Annotated in this window: 12 protein-coding genes and 1 tRNA gene; 6 read left to right on the top strand and 7 right to left on the bottom strand. The window is 66.7% G+C overall.

All coding sequences use genetic code 11. The features are described 5' to 3' along the window. Window positions 1-134 precede the first annotated feature (134 nt). On the top strand, window positions 135-1,016 hold the full coding sequence (locus tag K3A84_RS08575) for a DMT family transporter (RefSeq protein ID WP_225008930.1): 882 nt from the start codon (window positions 135-137) through the stop codon (window positions 1,014-1,016). 13 nt (window positions 1,017-1,029) lie between these two features. Here the strand turns inward: K3A84_RS08575 and K3A84_RS08580 are convergent, their stop codons facing one another. Then, on the bottom strand, window positions 1,030-1,494 hold the full coding sequence (locus K3A84_RS08580; protein WP_225008931.1) for an Lrp/AsnC family transcriptional regulator: 465 nt from the start codon (window positions 1,492-1,494) through the stop codon (window positions 1,030-1,032). 95 nt (window positions 1,495-1,589) lie between these two features. On the opposite strand from K3A84_RS08580, the gene putA reads away from it, so the two are divergent. After that, on the top strand, window positions 1,590-5,201 hold the full coding sequence (putA, locus tag K3A84_RS08585) for a trifunctional transcriptional regulator/proline dehydrogenase/L-glutamate gamma-semialdehyde dehydrogenase (RefSeq protein WP_225008932.1): 3,612 nt from the start codon (window positions 1,590-1,592) through the stop codon (window positions 5,199-5,201). Between the two features lie 27 nt (window positions 5,202-5,228). Here the strand turns inward: putA and K3A84_RS08590 are convergent. From K3A84_RS08590 to K3A84_RS08600, 3 genes are all read right to left on the bottom strand, one after another. Next, window positions 5,229-5,304 (bottom strand) — tRNA-Thr (locus tag K3A84_RS08590). 18 nt (window positions 5,305-5,322) lie between these two features. After that, window positions 5,323-6,195 carry a hypothetical protein gene (locus tag K3A84_RS08595; RefSeq protein ID WP_225008933.1) on the bottom strand — a complete coding sequence of 291 codons (873 nt, stop codon included), beginning with the start codon at window positions 6,193-6,195 and terminating at the stop codon, window positions 5,323-5,325. Continuing rightward, window positions 6,185-7,507 (bottom strand): replication-associated recombination protein A, encoded by a 1,323-nt coding sequence (locus K3A84_RS08600; protein ID WP_225008934.1) that lies wholly within the window; start codon window positions 7,505-7,507, stop codon window positions 6,185-6,187. Before K3A84_RS08600 ends, K3A84_RS08595 begins: the two co-directional genes overlap by 11 nt. Window positions 7,508-7,611: 104 nt before the next feature. On the opposite strand from K3A84_RS08600, the gene K3A84_RS08605 reads away from it, so the two are divergent. From K3A84_RS08605 to K3A84_RS08615, 3 genes are all read left to right on the top strand, one after another. Further along, window positions 7,612-8,262 carry a PadR family transcriptional regulator gene (locus K3A84_RS08605; RefSeq protein ID WP_225008935.1) on the top strand — a complete coding sequence of 217 codons (651 nt, stop codon included), beginning with the start codon at window positions 7,612-7,614 and terminating at the stop codon, window positions 8,260-8,262. 5 nt (window positions 8,263-8,267) lie between these two features. Continuing rightward, window positions 8,268-8,597 carry a DUF2218 domain-containing protein gene (locus tag K3A84_RS08610; protein ID WP_225008936.1) on the top strand — a complete coding sequence of 110 codons (330 nt, stop codon included), beginning with the start codon at window positions 8,268-8,270 and terminating at the stop codon, window positions 8,595-8,597. Between the two features lie 70 nt (window positions 8,598-8,667). Continuing rightward, window positions 8,668-9,096, top strand: coding sequence for a hypothetical protein (locus K3A84_RS08615; protein WP_225008937.1), 429 nt, complete (start codon window positions 8,668-8,670; stop codon window positions 9,094-9,096). 4 nt (window positions 9,097-9,100) lie between these two features. Here K3A84_RS08615 and K3A84_RS08620 read toward each other — a convergent pair whose 3' ends face one another. The 3 genes from K3A84_RS08620 to typA all read right to left on the bottom strand — a co-directional run bounded on the left by K3A84_RS08620 (window position 9,101) and on the right by typA (window position 12,764). Further along, a complete protein-coding gene (locus K3A84_RS08620; protein WP_225008938.1) occupies window positions 9,101-10,291 on the bottom strand; it encodes a glycosyltransferase family 4 protein in 1,191 nt (396 codons plus the stop codon). Between the two features lie 93 nt (window positions 10,292-10,384). Further along, window positions 10,385-10,747, bottom strand: a complete 363-nt coding sequence (locus K3A84_RS08625) for a hypothetical protein (protein WP_225008939.1) — start codon at window positions 10,745-10,747, stop codon at window positions 10,385-10,387. A 190-nt stretch (window positions 10,748-10,937) separates the two neighbouring features. After that, a complete protein-coding gene (typA, locus tag K3A84_RS08630) occupies window positions 10,938-12,764 on the bottom strand; it encodes a translational GTPase TypA (protein WP_449867088.1) in 1,827 nt (608 codons plus the stop codon). 312 nt (window positions 12,765-13,076) lie between these two features. Here typA and K3A84_RS08635 point away from each other — a divergent pair, with 312 nt between their 5' ends. Next, window positions 13,077-15,716, top strand: coding sequence for a TonB-dependent receptor (locus K3A84_RS08635; RefSeq protein WP_225008940.1), 2,640 nt, complete (start codon window positions 13,077-13,079; stop codon window positions 15,714-15,716). Window positions 15,717-15,796 lie beyond the last annotated feature (80 nt).

The following is a 15,796-nucleotide window of genomic DNA, read 5'->3' on the forward strand; positions in this document are numbered from 1 at the left end:
CCACAAGGCAGCCTGAATGGCGTGTTAGATGTCGTTCAGGTCATGTTAGGTGCCGCTTGATCGGGCTGGCAATGGGGGCTGGTCCTAGTTAAGCGGTCAAGCAACTCCATTTCGGAAAGCGAGCCGGACGACCGATGCGACCCCGCGATTTTGCCGTGCTGGCGCTGGTCTGCGTGATCTGGGCGATGAGCAACGTACTCAGCCGCGTGGTCGTCGGGCAATGGATGGTCCCGCCGCTGTTCTTCGCCGCCGTGCGATTCGCTGTGGTGGTGCTGGTCACGCTGCCCTGGCTGCTGCCGATGCCGCGCCCGGCCTGGCGGATCGTACTTGTGGGGATGTTGATGGGCGGGGGCAATTTCGCCGTGTTGTTCATGGGCTTGCGCACCACGGCGCCCTCGCTGGCGGGGATCGTGGTGCAATCGAGCGTGCCGATGACGACGCTGCTGTCGGTGCTGCTGCTGGGCGAGCGCATCCATTGGCGGCGAGGGCTTGGCATCACGCTGGCGCTGGTGGGTGTGCTGATCGTGGTGTGGCAGCCGGGGCTGCGGCTTTCGCCCGGCGTGCTCTACATCCTGGCGGCGGCGTTCTGCGGATCGCTGGGCGCGGTGATGATGAAGCAGATGGACCAGGTCGCCCCGCTGCGGTTGCAGGCATGGGTGGCGCTGACCTCGCTTGCGCCGCTGGCTGCGTTTTCCGCGCTGTTCGAGCAGCACCAGTGGGCGCTGGCCACGGCGCACGGCTGGGCCTTCGTGGGCGCGGTGGCCTTTTCGGCGCTGGTCGTCTCGGTCTGCGCGCACACGGTCTATTACTGGCTCATCAGCCGCTACGAGGCGAACCTGATCGCGCCGATGACGCTGATGACGCCGCTGGCCACGATCGGCCTCGGCTATGTCATCACCGGCGACAGGCTAGATGCGCGGATGCTGCTGGGCGCGGGCGTAGCGCTGTCGGGCGTGCTGATCGTCGCCCTGCGGCGCAGTAAGGCGCCGGTGGCCGAAGCCGTGGAGCACTCCTGAACCCGCTTTGGGCCTACTCCTTCACCGTCTCCATCGCGACGAAGGTGGAGGTGTGCGCCACGTGCGGCAAGCTGGAGATCTTCTCGCCCAGCACGGTGCGATAGCGGCGGATGTCGCTGGTGCGCACTTTCAGCAGGTAGTCGAAGCTGCTGGCGATCATGTGGCATTCCTCGATTTCGGGAATGCGCTGCACGCCGGCGTTGAATTCGCGCAGCGCTTCGTCGCGGGTGTTCGACAGCTTCACTTCGGTGAAGGCGATATGGTCCATGCCCAGCTTGGCGCTGTCGACCAGCGCGGTGAAGCCCCGGATCACGCCGTGGTCGATCAACCGTTTGAGCCGGACCTGGCAGGGCGTCTTCGACAGGCCGACCTTTTCCGCCAGCGCGGTGACAGTCACGCGCCCATCGGCCAGCACCGCCGCGATGATCTTGCGATCGTATTCGTCCAATTCGACCGGATGAGGCGGGTTCTGTGGCATGATCGACCTTTCAGAGCGTCAAAATAAGTCGAAACGCAAATTCCGGCAACGCTCAAAAGTCGGACTGACTTGAGCCTTCGCGATATCCTGCGCGCATGAGCCAGATCCCGCAGCCCTTCGCCGATTTCGCCCCCGCCATCCGTCCGGCCACGCCGCTGCGCAGGGCGATCACCGCCGCCTATCGGCTCGACGAGGCCGAGGCGCTGGCCCCGTTGATCGCTGCGGCGACATTGCCCGCCGATGCACGCGCCGCCATCCGCGCCACCGCCAGCGCGCTCGTCATCGGCCTGCGCAGCCAGCACAAGGGTTCGGGCGTCGAAGGGCTGGTGCAGGAATATTCGCTGTCGAGCGAGGAGGGCGTCGCGCTGATGTGCCTTGCCGAAGCGCTGCTGCGCATTCCCGACAATGCGACGCGCGATGCGCTGATCCGCGACAAGATCGCCGATGGGGACTGGACCGCGCATCTGGGCGGCGGGCGCTCGCTGTTCGTCAATGCGGCGTCGTGGGGGCTGGCCATCACGGGCAAGCTGGTGGGCAGCGTCGACGATCGTGGGCTCGGCGCGGCGCTGACGCGGCTGGTGGCGCGCGCGGGCGAGCCGGTGATCCGGCGCGGCGTCGATCTTGCCATGCGCATGATGGGCGAACAGTTCGTGACCGGCGAGACCATCGATGAAGCGGTGGAGCGCGCGCGAGAGCTGGAAGCGAAGGGCTTCCGCTACAGCTACGACATGCTGGGCGAGGCTGCGACCACCGCCGCCGATGCGGATCGCTATTACGCCGATTACGAGAACGCCATCCATGCGATCGGCCAGGCCTCTGCCGGGCGCGGAATCTATGAAGGACCGGGTATCTCGATCAAGCTGTCGGCGCTTCATCCACGCTACTCCCGCGCGCAGGCAGGCCGCATGACGGCTGAGCTGCTGCCGCGCGTGAAGGCGCTGGCGGTGCTGTGCAAGTGGTACGAGATCGGCCTCAACATCGATGCCGAGGAGATGGACCGACTGGAGCTGTCGCTCGACTTGCTCGAAAGCCTTGCGCTCGATCCCGATCTGGCGGGGTGGAACGGCCTCGGCTTCGTCATCCAGGCCTATGGCAAGCGTTGCCCCATGGTGATCGACTGGATCATCGACCTGTCGCGCCGCGCGGGGCGGCGGATGATGGTGCGGCTGGTCAAGGGCGCCTACTGGGATGCCGAGATCAAGCGCGCGCAGGTCGATGGCCTGCCCGACTTCCCGGTCTATACCCGCAAGGTCCACTCCGACGTCGCCTATATCGCCTGCGCGAAGAAGCTGCTGGCCGTGCCAGATGCGGTGTTCCCGCAGTTCGCCACGCACAACGCGCAGACATTGGCGACGATCTACCACCTCGCCGGGCCTGACTTCCATGTCGGCCAATACGAGTTCCAGTGCCTGCACGGCATGGGCGAACCGCTTTACCGACAGGTGGTCGGCGCGGACGGGCTGGACCGGCCCTGCCGCATCTACGCCCCGGTCGGCACGCACGAGACGTTGCTTGCCTACCTCGTCCGCCGCCTGCTGGAAAACGGCGCCAACAGCAGCTTCGTCCACCGCATCGGCGATCCGAACGTGCCGGTGGACGATCTCGTCGCCGATCCGGTCGAGGTGGTGCGTGCCATGCCCCACCCCGGCGCGCGGCACGACCAGATCGCGCTGCCCGGCGGGCTCTATCCCGACCGGCGCAATTCGGCGGGGCTGGATCTGTCCAATGAAGACACTTTGTCCGCGCTCACCGACCAGTTGCGGGAAAGCGCGCGCATCGCATGGACGGCCGCGCCCGAAAGCGGCAAGGGCACGCCCCGGCCCGTGCTGAACCCCGCCGACCATCGTGACGTGGTGGGCCAAGTCATCGAGACCACCCCCGACGCCGCCCGCGCCGCCGTGGCGCGCGCCGCTGCCTCGCATTGGGGTGCCGAACCCGTCGCGCGGCGCGCGGTCGTGCTTGAACGCGCCGCCGATGCCTTGCAGGCGCGAATGCCCATCCTGCTCGGCCTGATCATGCGCGAGGCGGGCAAGTCGCTGCCCAACGCGATTGCCGAAGTGCGCGAGGCGATCGACTTCCTGCGCTATTATGCCGCACAGGCGCGCACCACGTTCGGATCGGCGCAAATGCCGCTGGGGCCAGTGGTGTGCATCAGCCCGTGGAACTTCCCGCTGGCGATCTTCGCAGGGCAGGTCGCCGCTGCGCTGGTTGCGGGCAATGCGGTGTTGGCCAAGCCTGCCGAGGAAACCCCGCTGATCGCCGCCGAAGCCGTGCGCCTGCTCCACGACGCGGGCGTGCCCGCCGATGCGCTGCAGCTGGTGCCGGGCGATGGCGCGATCGGGGCCGCGCTGGTCGCCGCGCCTGAAGCGGCGGCGGTGATGTTCACCGGCTCGACCGAAGTCGCGCGCCTCATCCAGCGCCAGCTCGCCACGCCGCTGTCGAGCGCGGGCAAGCCGATTCCGCTCATCGCCGAAACCGGCGGGCAGAACGCGATGGTGGTCGATTCTTCGGCGCTGGCCGAACAGGTGGTGGCCGATGTCATTGCCTCGGCCTTCGACAGCGCGGGGCAGCGCTGCTCGGCGCTGCGCATCCTCTGCCTTCAGGAAGAGGTCGCCGACCGCACGCTGGCGATGCTCAAGGGGGCGCTGCGCGAACTGCGCATCGGGCGGACCGATGCATTGAAGGTCGATATCGGGCCGGTCATTACCGCCCAGGCGAAGGACACCATCGAACGCCACATCGCTGCGATGCGCGCGAGGGGCCTGGTGGTAGAGCAGGGGGCGCTCCCCGAGGAGACGATGCACGGCACCTTCGTCGCCCCCACGATCATCGAGATCGACAACATCGCCGATGTCGGGCGCGAGGTGTTCGGCCCGGTGCTGCATGTCCTGCGCTTCCGTCGCGAGCGGTTGAACCAACTGATCGATGACATCAACGCCACCGGCTATGGCCTCACCTTCGGGCTGCACACGCGGCTGGACGAGACCGTGTCGCGCGTCACCGCGGGGGTGAAGGCGGGCAACATCTACATCAACCGCAACGTCATCGGCGCGATCGTCGGGGTACAGCCGTTCGGCGGATGCGGGCTTTCGGGAACGGGACCAAAGGCGGGCGGGCCACTCTATCTCGGGCGGCTGGTGGCGCGCGCGCCGGTCTTCGCCGCCCGGCCTGCGCACCTTACCACGCCGGTGCACGACTTTGCCCATTGGCTGGAGGCGCAGGGCGAAGCGCAGGCGGCTGCGATGGCGCGGCGTTATGCGCAAGCTTCGGCGCTGGGGGTGGAACTGGAACTGCCGGGGCCGGTGGGCGAGCGCAACCTTTATGCGCTGCACCCGCGCGGTCTGGTGCTGCTGCGCCCGGAAACGCGTGGCGGTCTGCTCGAGCAGATGGCGGTCGTGCTCGCCACCGGCAATCGCGCGGTGGTCCAAGGCATGACACTGCCGCAAGGGCTGCCCGCAAGCGTGGCCGCCGCCTTTGCAATGCACAGCGGCGGGCCTTTCGCGGCGGCATTGGTGGAAGGCGGCGCGGAGCGCGTGGTTGCGCTGGCGCGCGAAGTGGCCGCCATGAACGGGCCGATCGTCCCGGTTTACGTCGCCGATCCGGCGCAAGGGCTCGCGTATGCCTGCTATTGGCTGCTGGAAGAGGTGTCGACGTCGATCAACACGACAGCGGCGGGCGGCAATGCCAGCCTGATGATGCTGGGGTGAGCGTGCGCCCGTCCGGTAGGGCGCTGCTGGTGCCGGCTACAGGATTCGAACCCGTGGCCCCCTGATTACAAATCAGGTGCTCTACCAACTGAGCTAAGCCGGCCCGGTTCTGCGCATAGCCTCACCGGGCGCCGAAGGTCCAGCCCTCGGTTCGCGCAATTTCGCGTGTCAGGCCGGCAGGACGCCACAGCGCGGAATCGGGCGCGGCGCGGCGCAGCCAGGCGGCGGTGACGATCGCGTCGCTGCGGTGGTCGTCGATCGCGCCTGCATGGCCGAAGGGGCGACTATCGAGCTTTGCCAGCGCGAGATCGAGTTCGCCACCATCGCGGATCTTAGAACGGTTCGCGGTCCGACCCGCCGCCATCGCCGCGATGGTGGTGTAGATCTCGCAGATCGCGGGCCCATGCGAGGGCAGGGGATCGACCGGCCAGACCGGGATGTGACCGGAAAGGCGGTGCAGCACGCGCATCCCCGAAAGGCTCGACTTGCCCACTTGCGCCGCGCCGACGAGGTTGAAGTTGCTGTAGGGCTTGCACCCCATGGCTTCCTGCGCGCGCTCGGTCACGCGGAAGCGGCCACGCCCTCCTCCGAATTGCGCACCTTCGCGCCCGCCGTGACGCCGGAAGTGCGGCGCGATGGCGGGATGATCGACAAAGCTGGAGACGCCCAGGTGTGCGTCATCGGCGCAGATCGCATCGACCACGGCCCAAAGCGTGCGCGCATCGGGCGGGCTGCCATCCCATCCCGGCAGGAACGCACCCCGGTCCGCGAAGGCGAGGCTGATGCCGAGGTCCATGCCGACGAGCGTATCGGCAGGCAGGTCGTGGCGCAGCCAGTCGAGCACTTCGGCGCGTGACCAGCGATGCGCGGGGCGGACGAGATCCGGCGCGGCCTGCCCCTGCGTGCAGATCGCCACGGCGATTCCGGCGTGACGCTCCCCTGCCGCGCCCGACCAGTCGATTGCCGCGAAATGCCGGAAGCGGTCAGGTCTCACGTCGCTCGCGGCGCTTCTTGTCCCACCATTCGAGCCGCTTCATCACCTCGCGTTCGAAGCCGCGTTCGACCGGGCGGTAGAAGTCCTGAGGGGCCATGCCCTCGGGCCAGTAGTTCGCGCCCGAAAAGCCGTCGTCGGCGTCGTGGTCGTAGGCGTAGTCCTTGCCGTAGCCGATGTCCTTCATCAGCTTGGTCGGCGCGTTGAGGATGTTGGCGGGGGGCGAGAGCGAGCCAGTGTCGCGCGCCGACTTCCACGCCGCCTTCTGCGCCTTGTAGGCCGCGTTCGATTTGGGCGCGGTCGCAAGGTAGAGGCAGGCCTGCACGATCGCCAGTTCGCCTTCCGGGCTGCCCAGAAACTCGTAGGCGTCCTTGGCGGCAAGGCACTGGATCAGCGCCTGCGGATCGGCCAGGCCGATGTCCTCCGACGCGAAACGCACGAGGCGGCGCAGGACGTAGAGCGGCTCCTCGCCCGCCACCAGCATCCGTGCGAGGTAGTAGAGCGCGGCCTGCGGGTCCGAGCCGCGCAAGCTTTTGTGCAGCGCGGAAATGAGGTTGTAGTGCCCGTCGCGGTCCTTGTCGTAGACCGCCACGCGCCGCATCAGGAACTTCGACAGGCCCGCCGGATCGAGCGGTTCGGTCAGTGACACGTCGAACAGCGTCTCGGCTTGCCCCAGCAGGAAGCGCCCGTCACCATCGGCCGAAGCGACCAGCGCTTCGCGCGCATCCGGCGTCAGCGGCAGCCGCAGGCCGGTATGCTCTTCCGCCCGCGCGAGCAGTGCGCCCAGCGCCTCTGCATCGAGCCGGTGCAGGATCAGCACTTGCGCGCGGCTCAGCAGCGCGGCGTTGAGCGCGAAGCTGGGGTTCTCGGTGGTCGCGCCGACCAGCGTGACGGTGCCTTTTTCCACGAAGGGCAGGAAGCCGTCCTGCTGCGCGCGGTTGAAGCGGTGGATCTCGTCCACGAACAGCAGGGTCTTGCGCCCCGTCAGCGCCATCGCCTCCGCCTCGGCGAAGACCTTCTTCAGGTCCGCAACGCCGGAAAACACTGCGCTGATCGCCACGTAGCGCATCCCCACCGCGTCGGCGAGCAGGCGCGCGATGCTGGTCTTGCCCGTGCCCGGCGGGCCCCACAGGATCATCGAGGAAAGCTTGCCCGCCGCCACCATGCGCCCGATCGCGCCTTCGGGTCCGGTCAGGTGATCCTGCCCGATGATCTCGGACAAGTCGCGCGGACGCAGGCGATCGGCAAGCGGACCAGCCTCGCCGGGGGGCGGGGCGGGGATGTCCTGCGGGGGCGGTGCGAAGAGGTCGGCCATGGCGTTCGCCCCACATAGGGCTTCGCGACAAACAATTACAGCCGTCCTCTTGTCGAGATGTAATTAAGATATATCTTAGGGCCATCGAATCGAAAGGAGATATCATGCGTTTCGAAATCGGCGGCCACGGTCGCCACGGCCTGTTCCAGCATGGGAACGGGCACAGGATGTTGAAGATGATGATCGGGCGCGGCTTTGGCCGGGGCTTCGACGATGACGGCGAAGGCTTCGGGCGCGGACACCGTGGCGGCCATGGCGGCGGGCCCGGTGGCGGTCATCGCGGCGGTGGCCGGATGGGCCGGATGTTCGGGCCGGGCGAGTTGCGCCTGTTCCTGCTCCATCTGCTCGGGCACCAGCAGCGCCACGGCTATGAACTGATCAAGGCGATCGAGGAACTATCGGGCGGGCACTACGCGCCCAGCCCCGGCGTGGTCTATCCCACGCTAAGCGTGCTGGTCGATGAAGGCCTGATCGCCGAAGTCCCCGGCGAAGGCGCGCGCAAGGCCTTCACCGCGACCCCGGCGGGCGAAGCCGAACTGGTGGGCAAGGACGAAGCAATCGCCGCTATCCGTGCCCGGCTGGAAGGCCTTGCCGAGATGCGCGGGCGTGAAGCCAGTCCTCCGGTCATGCGCGCGATGAGCAACCTCAAGCTCGCGCTGCGCCAACGTGCGATGGCGGGGGCGCTCGATCAGGACACTGCCCACAAGATCGCGGACATCCTCGACGATGCCGCGCGCAAGATCGAAAGGCTCTGATGCTCATGACCGCTTCCACGTCCACCAGCACCGCGCGCGTGCCCACCGCCAGCGGATCGCGCTATCTCCAGCAACTGTGCAAGCACTGGGCGCACAATCTTTCGGTCGAGTTCGACGAGACACGTGGCAAGGTGACGTTCCCGCGTGATGCGCGCGGCGCCAGCTGGGCCGGCGATGGCGTCGTCATCTTCGCCGCCGAGCCCGACACGCTGGTCTGCACGATCGCCGCGAGCGAAGCGGGGCAGCTCGAAGGCCTGAAGGGCGCCGTCCAGCGCCACCTCGACCGTTTTGCCTTCCGCGAAGCGCCGCTGGCCTTCGACTGGCAAGATGGCTGAGATTGCGCGCCGGGCGGATCGGGCGTAACCATGGCTGCACGATCGCAAGGGGGAGATTGCGATGGAGAGCATGGATTCAAGGCCGGCCGCGCCGGGGCATCTCTGGGCTGTGGGCACCATCAGCCTGCTGTGGAATGCGTTCGGCTGTTACGACTACGTGATGAGCAAGCTCTCACCCGAAACCCATTTCCGCGACATGGGTCTAGGTCCGGAAACGATCGCTTACATGCAGGCGTTTCCGGCTTGGCTGACCGTATTCTGGGCGCTGGGTGTGTGGGGCTCGCTGGCCGGATCGGTGCTGCTGCTGGCCCGTTCGGCGCTGGCCGTGCCCGCGTTTGCGATCTCGCTGCTGGGGCTGGCGGTCAGCCAGGGCACGCAACTGCTGTGGCTCACGCCGCCGCAACCGCCGCCGGTGGCGATGGTCGTGACGATCTGGGGCGCGCTGATGTTCTTTCTTGCCTATGCGCTGCGGATGAAGCGCGCGGGCGTTCTGGCCTGAACGATCAGCCGCCCGCCATGCGCGCGCGCTTCTGCCGGATCAGCCGCAGATAGGTGTCGGCCACGGCCTGGTTGATGCGGTCCCAGCTGAATTCCAGGCTGCGCTCCTCGCCCGCCGCGCCGTGCTTGGCGCGCAAGGCAGGATCTTCGGCATAGCAGCGCAAGGCTTCCGCGAACTGGCGCACCGCGCCGGGCGTGATCAGGCGGCCCGATACGTGATCGTCGACAAGGCTCTGGCTGCCGGTCGCGGCGGCGGCAACCACGGGCACGCCGCAGGCCATCGCCTCGAGCGTCACGTTGCCGAAGGTCTCGGTGATCGAGGGGTTGAACAGCACGTCCATGCTGGCGACCGCGCGACCAAGGTCCGCGCCGCCCTGAAAGCCTGCGAACACGGCTTGCGGCAGGCGCGCGGTGAACCAGTCGCGCGCGGGGCCTTCGCCGATCACCAGAACCTTGTGCGCCACGCCGCGCCGCACGAGCTGGTCGATCGTGTCGGAAAAGACGTCGAGCCCCTTTTCCATCACCAGTCGGCCAAGGAAGCCCACCACCACGTCATCGTCGCCGATCCCGAGGCTGCGCCGCCAGTCGAGGTCGCGCCGACCGGGGTTGAAGATCTCGCGATCGACACCGCGCGACCAGATGTCGATATCGTAGTTCATGCGCTGGTCGCGCAGCACTTGCGCCATCGATTCGGACGGGGCGACCAGTGCATCGCAACGACGGTAGAACCGGCGGAGCATGGCTTCGAGCACGGGCTCGAGAAACGCCATGTTGTAGTAGCGCGGGTAGGTTTCGAACCGCGTGTGCACCGAAGCGAGGATGGGCAGGCCGCGTCGGCGCGCCCAGCTGACCGCGCGGTGGGCGGCGAAATCGGGCGAGGCGACGTGGACCACCTGCGGCGCGAACGCCGCCAGATCGCGCCGCACGCGCGGGGACAGCGCCATCGGCACGCGATATTCGGCGCGGCCCGGAATGGCGAGCGCGGGTACGCCGATCAGATCGCCGGTCGCTTCGAAAGCGGGGTTTTCAACCTTGGGCGCATAGACCCGCACCGCCGCGCCCTGCCGCAGCAGATAGCCGACAAGGCGGTTGAGCGCCTGGTTGGCGCCATCGCGTACGTAGTTGTAGTTGCCGCTGAACAGCGCGACGCGAAGACCCGCGAGCGGGGCGGCAGGTTCGGGTGTGGTGAGGGCCATTACCTGCGCCCCATAGCCGCGCCGCTCGCACTTGGCGAGAGGGCGGCGATGGGGCGCCGCCACGCGACCGACTTGCCGGCCGCGCGGGTCGCGTCAGTCGTCGTCGCGATCGTAATGGCGATAGCGGTCGTAGTGACGATAGCGGTCGTAGTCGCGCCAGCGGCGGTCATCATCGCGATAGTAGTACCCGCGATAGACCGGAGCGCTGTAATAGCCACCGCGATAGCGCGGGTAGTAGTACCCCCGGTCGCGGTAGTAATATCGGCGGTCGTCGTGGTCCGAGGCGATCGCGGCTCCAACCGCGAGGCCGATGATGCCAGCGCCGATGGCGATGGCGGCATCGTCCGACCCACGATGGCGGTCGTAGTAGTAATCGTGGGCCTGCGCCGGGGCCGCTGCGGCCAGGGCGGAGGCCGCAAGGCCGAGTGCAAGCGCGCCCTTCCTCACAAGGTTCATGTCACGTCTCCTGCGCTCCTTCAGCCGCTGGGCGCGGGGGAGCGAACGTGTTGATCATGACACGGCGGGCTGAATGCTGGCTTAAATATTTGTTAATACGCGCAATACGCGCGCGTCCTGTCGCACGTCCAGAGCGGCAGGGCGTGAATCAAGAAGGGCGGCCGTTGCGGGCCGCCCTTCGTGTTCCGGATCAGGCCGCTTCCTTCTTGCGGCCGGCCTTCTTACGCTCGTTCGGGTCGAGGATCGCCTTGCGCAGGCGGATCGACTTCGGCGTCACTTCGACCATTTCATCGTCGTCGATGTAGGCGATCGCCTGCTCGAGCGTCATGATCTTGGGCGGGGTCAGGCGGATGGCGTCGTCCTTGCCGGTCGAACGGAAGTTCGTCAGCTGCTTCGACTTCATCGGGTTGACCTCAAGGTCTTCCGGCTTGGCGTTCTCGCCGATGATCATGCCTTCGTAGAGGGCTTCGCCCACGCCGACGAACAGGATGCCGCGTTCTTCGAGCGGCCCGAGCGCGTAGGCGACGGCTTCGCCCGCGCCGTTCGAGATCAGCACGCCGTTCTTGCGGCCTTCGATCTTGCCCTTGTGGGGACCGTACTTTTCAAACAGGCGGTTCATGATGCCCGTGCCGCGCGTGTCGGACAGGAATTCGCCGTGGTAACCGATCAAGCCGCGCGAAGGGGCGGAGAAGGTGATGCGGGTCTTGCCGCCGCCCGAGGGACGCATGTCGGTCATCTCGGCCTTGCGCAGGTTCATCTTCTCGACGACCGTGCCCGAAAATTCATCGTCCACGTCGATCATGACGGTTTCGTACGGCTCGGTGCGCTTGCCGTTCTCGTCTTCGCCGAACAGCACGCGCGGGCGGCTGATGCCGAGTTCGAAGCCTTCGCGGCGCATCGTTTCGATCAGAACGCCCAGCTGCAATTCGCCGCGTCCGGCCACTTCGAAGCTGTCCTTGTCGGCAGATTCGGTGATGCGGATGGCGACGTTCGATTCGGCTTCGCGCTCAAGGCGGTCGCGGATCATGCGGCTGGTGACCTTGCTGCCTTCGCGACCGGCCAGCGGGCTGTCATTGACCGAAAAGCGCATCGACAGCGTCGGCGGATCGATCGGCTGGGCCTTGATCGGCACGGTCACTTCAGGCGCGGCAATGGTGTTCGACACCGTCGCCACGGCCATCCCGGCGAGCGAGATGATGTCGCCCGCGCGCGCTTCGTCCACCGGCACGCGGTCGAGGCCACGGAAGGTCATGATCTTGCTGGCGCGGCCGGTTTCGATCACCTTGCCGTCCATGTCGAGCGCGCGGATCGGATCGTTGACGCGGATCGTGCCCGACTGGACGCGACCGGTCAGCACGCGGCCGAGGAAGTTGTCGCGATCGAGCAGCGTGGCGAGGAACGAGAACGGCACGTCGGCATCGAGGTTCGGCGCGGGCACGTGATCGACGATGAGCTGGAACATCGGCTCCAGCGTGCCTTCGCGGCGATCGGGATCGGTGCTGGCATAGCCGTTGCGGCCCGAAGCGTAGAGCACCGGGAATTCGAGCTGGTCGTCGTTGGCGTCGAGCGTGACGAACAGGTCGAACACTTCGTCGAGCACTTCCTGGATGCGCTCGTCGGGGCGGTCGACCTTGTTGACCACCACGATCGGGCGCAGGCCCAGCGCCAGCGCCTTGCCGGTGACGAACTTGGTCTGCGGCATCGCGCCTTCCGAGCTGTCGACCAGCAGGATCACGCCGTCGACCATCGACAGGATGCGCTCGACTTCACCGCCGAAGTCGGCGTGGCCGGGCGTGTCGACGATGTTGATGCGGATGCCGTTCCATTCGATCGAGGTCGGCTTCGCAAGGATGGTGATCCCGCGTTCCTTTTCGAGATCGTTCGAATCCATCGCGCGCTCTTCGACGCGCTGGTTGTCGCGGAACGTGCCGGACTGGCGGAACAGCTGGTCAACCAGCGTGGTCTTGCCGTGGTCGACGTGGGCGATGATCGCAATATTGCGCAGGGGCAACGACATGGGGTGCTTTCCGTTGAGAATCGGTCGGGAGCCCACGGCGCTTCTTCGCGGAAAACGATGGGGCTGTATGGGCGCGCGCCTACACGCAATTGTGCGTTGCGGCAAGCTGCGAGCGCCGAGGTGGCCCCGGCCGCTGTGCCTTTGTGGCAACAACCGGACAAGATTGACGAATTTGGGTTTCGTAAGGCGGATTGTCTGGCGCGGCGCGGCTGATTAGGGCGAAGGACTGTGGCGCTTCGTGCGTTCGGGCTTGCGGCCCGGCGTTTCATTATGCGCCCGATAGTGTTTTCCCTGGGAAGGTTGTCCAACGCCATGACGTCCGTCACGATTGCCTCGCGCGCGCTGCTGCTGGCCGGAGCCGCCATCAGCCTGCCCGCCCTCGCCTTCGCGCAGGAAGCCGCCCAGCCGGAAGAAATGGCCCAGCCTGCCACCGAGGAAGCCGCGCCTGCGACCGGCGCCGCGCCCGAAAGCGACCAGATCATCGTCACCGCGACCAAGCGCGAGCAGACGCTGCAGGACGTGCCGATCGCGGTCAGCGTCACCAGCGGCCAGACGATCGAACGCGCGCAGATTCGCGATATCAAGGACTTGTCGAGCCTCGTCCCCTCGCTGCGCGTGAACCAGCTGCAATCGAGCGCCAACACCAACTTCTTCATCCGCGGCTTCGGAAACGGCGCCAACAACCCCGGCATCGAACCTTCGGTCGGCGTGTTCATCGATGGCGTCTACCGTTCGCGCTCGGCCGCGCAGATCGGCGATTTCCCCGACGTCGAGCGGATCGAGGTGCTGCGCGGGCCGCAATCGACGCTGTTCGGCAAGAACGCTTCTGCCGGCGTGGTCTCGATCGTGACCGCCAAGCCCAGCTTCACCTTCGGCGGCAATGCCGAGGCGAGCTATGGCAACTATAACGCGGTGGTGCTCAAGGGCCTCGTGACCGGGCCGATCAGCGACACCGTCGCCGTCAGCCTCGCGGGCGGGTATAATCGCCGCGACGGGACGCAACACGATCTTGGCACCGGGATCGACGTCAACGACCGCAACCGCTGGTTCGTGCGCGGGCAGGTCTATGCCGAGCCGACCACGGGCCTGCGCGTGCGCCTGATCGGCGATTATGGCCGGATCACCGAACTGTGCTGTGCCACGGTCAACTTGCGCCCTTCGGGTTCGACCGACGCGATCCGCCTGCTGGGCGGCAACGTCAACACGCCGGATCAGGCGTTCTCGAACAAGGTCTATTCGAGCTACCGGCCTGAGAACGACATCAAGAACTACGGCCTGTCGGGGCAGGTGGACTATGATCTCGGCCCGCTGACGTTCACGTCGATCACGGCCTATCGCAAGAGCCGCACTTTCGCGAACACCGATGCCGATTTCACCAGCGCGGACCTGATCGGCGAGTTTTCGGCCGACACGAAGATCCGCACCTTCACGCAGGAACTGCGCGTCGCGACGAACATCGAGGGGCCGCTCAACTTCCTCGCGGGCGCCTACTACTTCAACGAGAACATCGACCAGACCGGCGCGCTCAAGTGGGGCGCGGACGCGCGCGGCTATGCCGACGTGCTGGTGCGTTCGATCAGCCAGAACCAGCTTTCGCTGGGCGGGTTGGAGGCGCTGTTCGGCGGCCTTTCGGGGCAGGATTTCTCGGGCCGGTTCTTCGCTGTCGGGCAGGGCATGGACGAGAAGTACCGCCTCAAGAACGACGCGTTCTCGGTGTTCGGGCAGGCCGATTTCAAGATCGGCGACCGCGTGACGCTGACCGGCGGGGTCAACTACACCAAGGATCGCAAGCGCTTTGCGACCGACGTTCAGACCAGCGACGTGTTCGCGCAGCTGGATATCGCAGGGCTTCGCACCGCGGCGGCCAACTTTGGCATCGCGCAGTACATCGGGCGGGAGTTCTTCGGCGTGCCGGTGGCTTCGGCGGAGCAGGTCCAGGGATTCGCGGCCGCCAATCCGGCGGGCTTCGCGCAGATCAACAGCGTGGCGCAGGCGCGCACCGCGCCGTTGCTGGGGCTGACCAAGCTGCAATACCTGCCCGCGTTCCTGAACGTGCCCAACGCGGTCGAGCCGGGCCGCACGCGCGACAGCAAGGTCAGCTGGGTGGCCCGCGTGGCCTTCGACGTGACCGACCAGATCAATCTCTACGCAAGCTATGCGACGGGCTTCAAGGCCAGTTCGATCAACCTGTCGCGCGACAGCCGGCCGAGTGCGCTGGACCAGAATGCGATCGAAAGCGCCGGGATCCAGATGCGGAACCAGACCTACGGTTCGCGCTTTGCCGGCCCCGAATACGCCAAGGTCTATGAAATCGGGCTGAAGGCCGACTGGAAGGTCGCCACCGCCAACATCGCGCTGTTCCAGCAGTCGATCGAAGGCTTCCAGTCGAACGTGTTCACCGGCAGCGGCTTCATCCTCGCCAACGCGGGCAAGGAAACGGTCAAGGGCATCGAGTTCGAAGGCACGGTGAAGCCTGCCAGTGGCTGGCTGTTCTCGGCCGCGTTCACGTATCTCGATGCGCGGTACGACAGCTTCAAGCTCTCGGCCGTGGGCGACCTTTCGGGCACCGATCCGGCGGGCATCCCGTCGCTTTCGACCACGTTCGCGGCGCAGAAGGACTTCGAACTGCCCGGCGGCGATCACCTGATCATTCGCGGCGACTACCACTATGAAAGCCCCTCGCAGATCGTCGAAGGGATGCCTGCGTTCCTCGACTTCGGCGTGGCGGCGGCGGTCGATGCCGCGCGGCCCTTCCGCCGCGAGGTCAGCGAAGTGAACGCCTCGATCACGTGGGCGATGCAGATGGGGCTGGAGCTGACCGTGTGGGGTCGCAACATCACCAACGACCGCTACCTGCTCAACGCCTTCGACAGCCCGGCGCAGCCCTATTCGATCAGCGGCTACACCAACCAGCCGCGTACGTGGGGCGGCACGGTGCGCTACAAGTTCTGATGCGACGATGAAGGGTGGCGCTGTCGCGCTGCCCTTCATCCCGGCTTTTTCTTGCGCCTCATCCGAAAAAGTGCCTCAAT

The organism is Novosphingobium percolationis (assembly GCF_020179425.1).
GTDB classification, from domain to species: domain Bacteria; phylum Pseudomonadota; class Alphaproteobacteria; order Sphingomonadales; family Sphingomonadaceae; genus Novosphingobium; species Novosphingobium percolationis.

Coding starts and splice junctions, on each gene's coding strand:
- K3A84_RS08575 (WP_225008930.1), top strand. CDS start 135: ATGCGACCCCGCGATTTTGCCGTGCTGGCGCTGGTCTGCGTGATCTGG.
- K3A84_RS08580 (WP_225008931.1), bottom strand. CDS start 1,494: ATGCCACAGAACCCGCCTCATCCGGTCGAATTGGACGAATACGATCGC.
- putA (WP_225008932.1), top strand. CDS start 1,590: ATGAGCCAGATCCCGCAGCCCTTCGCCGATTTCGCCCCCGCCATCCGT.
- K3A84_RS08600 (WP_225008934.1), bottom strand. CDS start 7,507: ATGGCCGACCTCTTCGCACCGCCCCCGCAGGACATCCCCGCCCCGCCC.
- K3A84_RS08605 (WP_225008935.1), top strand. CDS start 7,612: ATGCGTTTCGAAATCGGCGGCCACGGTCGCCACGGCCTGTTCCAGCAT.
- K3A84_RS08610 (WP_225008936.1), top strand. CDS start 8,268: ATGACCGCTTCCACGTCCACCAGCACCGCGCGCGTGCCCACCGCCAGC.
- K3A84_RS08615 (WP_225008937.1), top strand. CDS start 8,668: ATGGATTCAAGGCCGGCCGCGCCGGGGCATCTCTGGGCTGTGGGCACC.
- K3A84_RS08620 (WP_225008938.1), bottom strand. CDS start 10,291: ATGGCCCTCACCACACCCGAACCTGCCGCCCCGCTCGCGGGTCTTCGC.
- K3A84_RS08625 (WP_225008939.1), bottom strand. CDS start 10,747: ATGAACCTTGTGAGGAAGGGCGCGCTTGCACTCGGCCTTGCGGCCTCC.
- typA (WP_449867088.1), bottom strand. CDS start 12,764: ATGTCGTTGCCCCTGCGCAATATTGCGATCATCGCCCACGTCGACCAC.
- K3A84_RS08635 (WP_225008940.1), top strand. CDS start 13,077: ATGACGTCCGTCACGATTGCCTCGCGCGCGCTGCTGCTGGCCGGAGCC.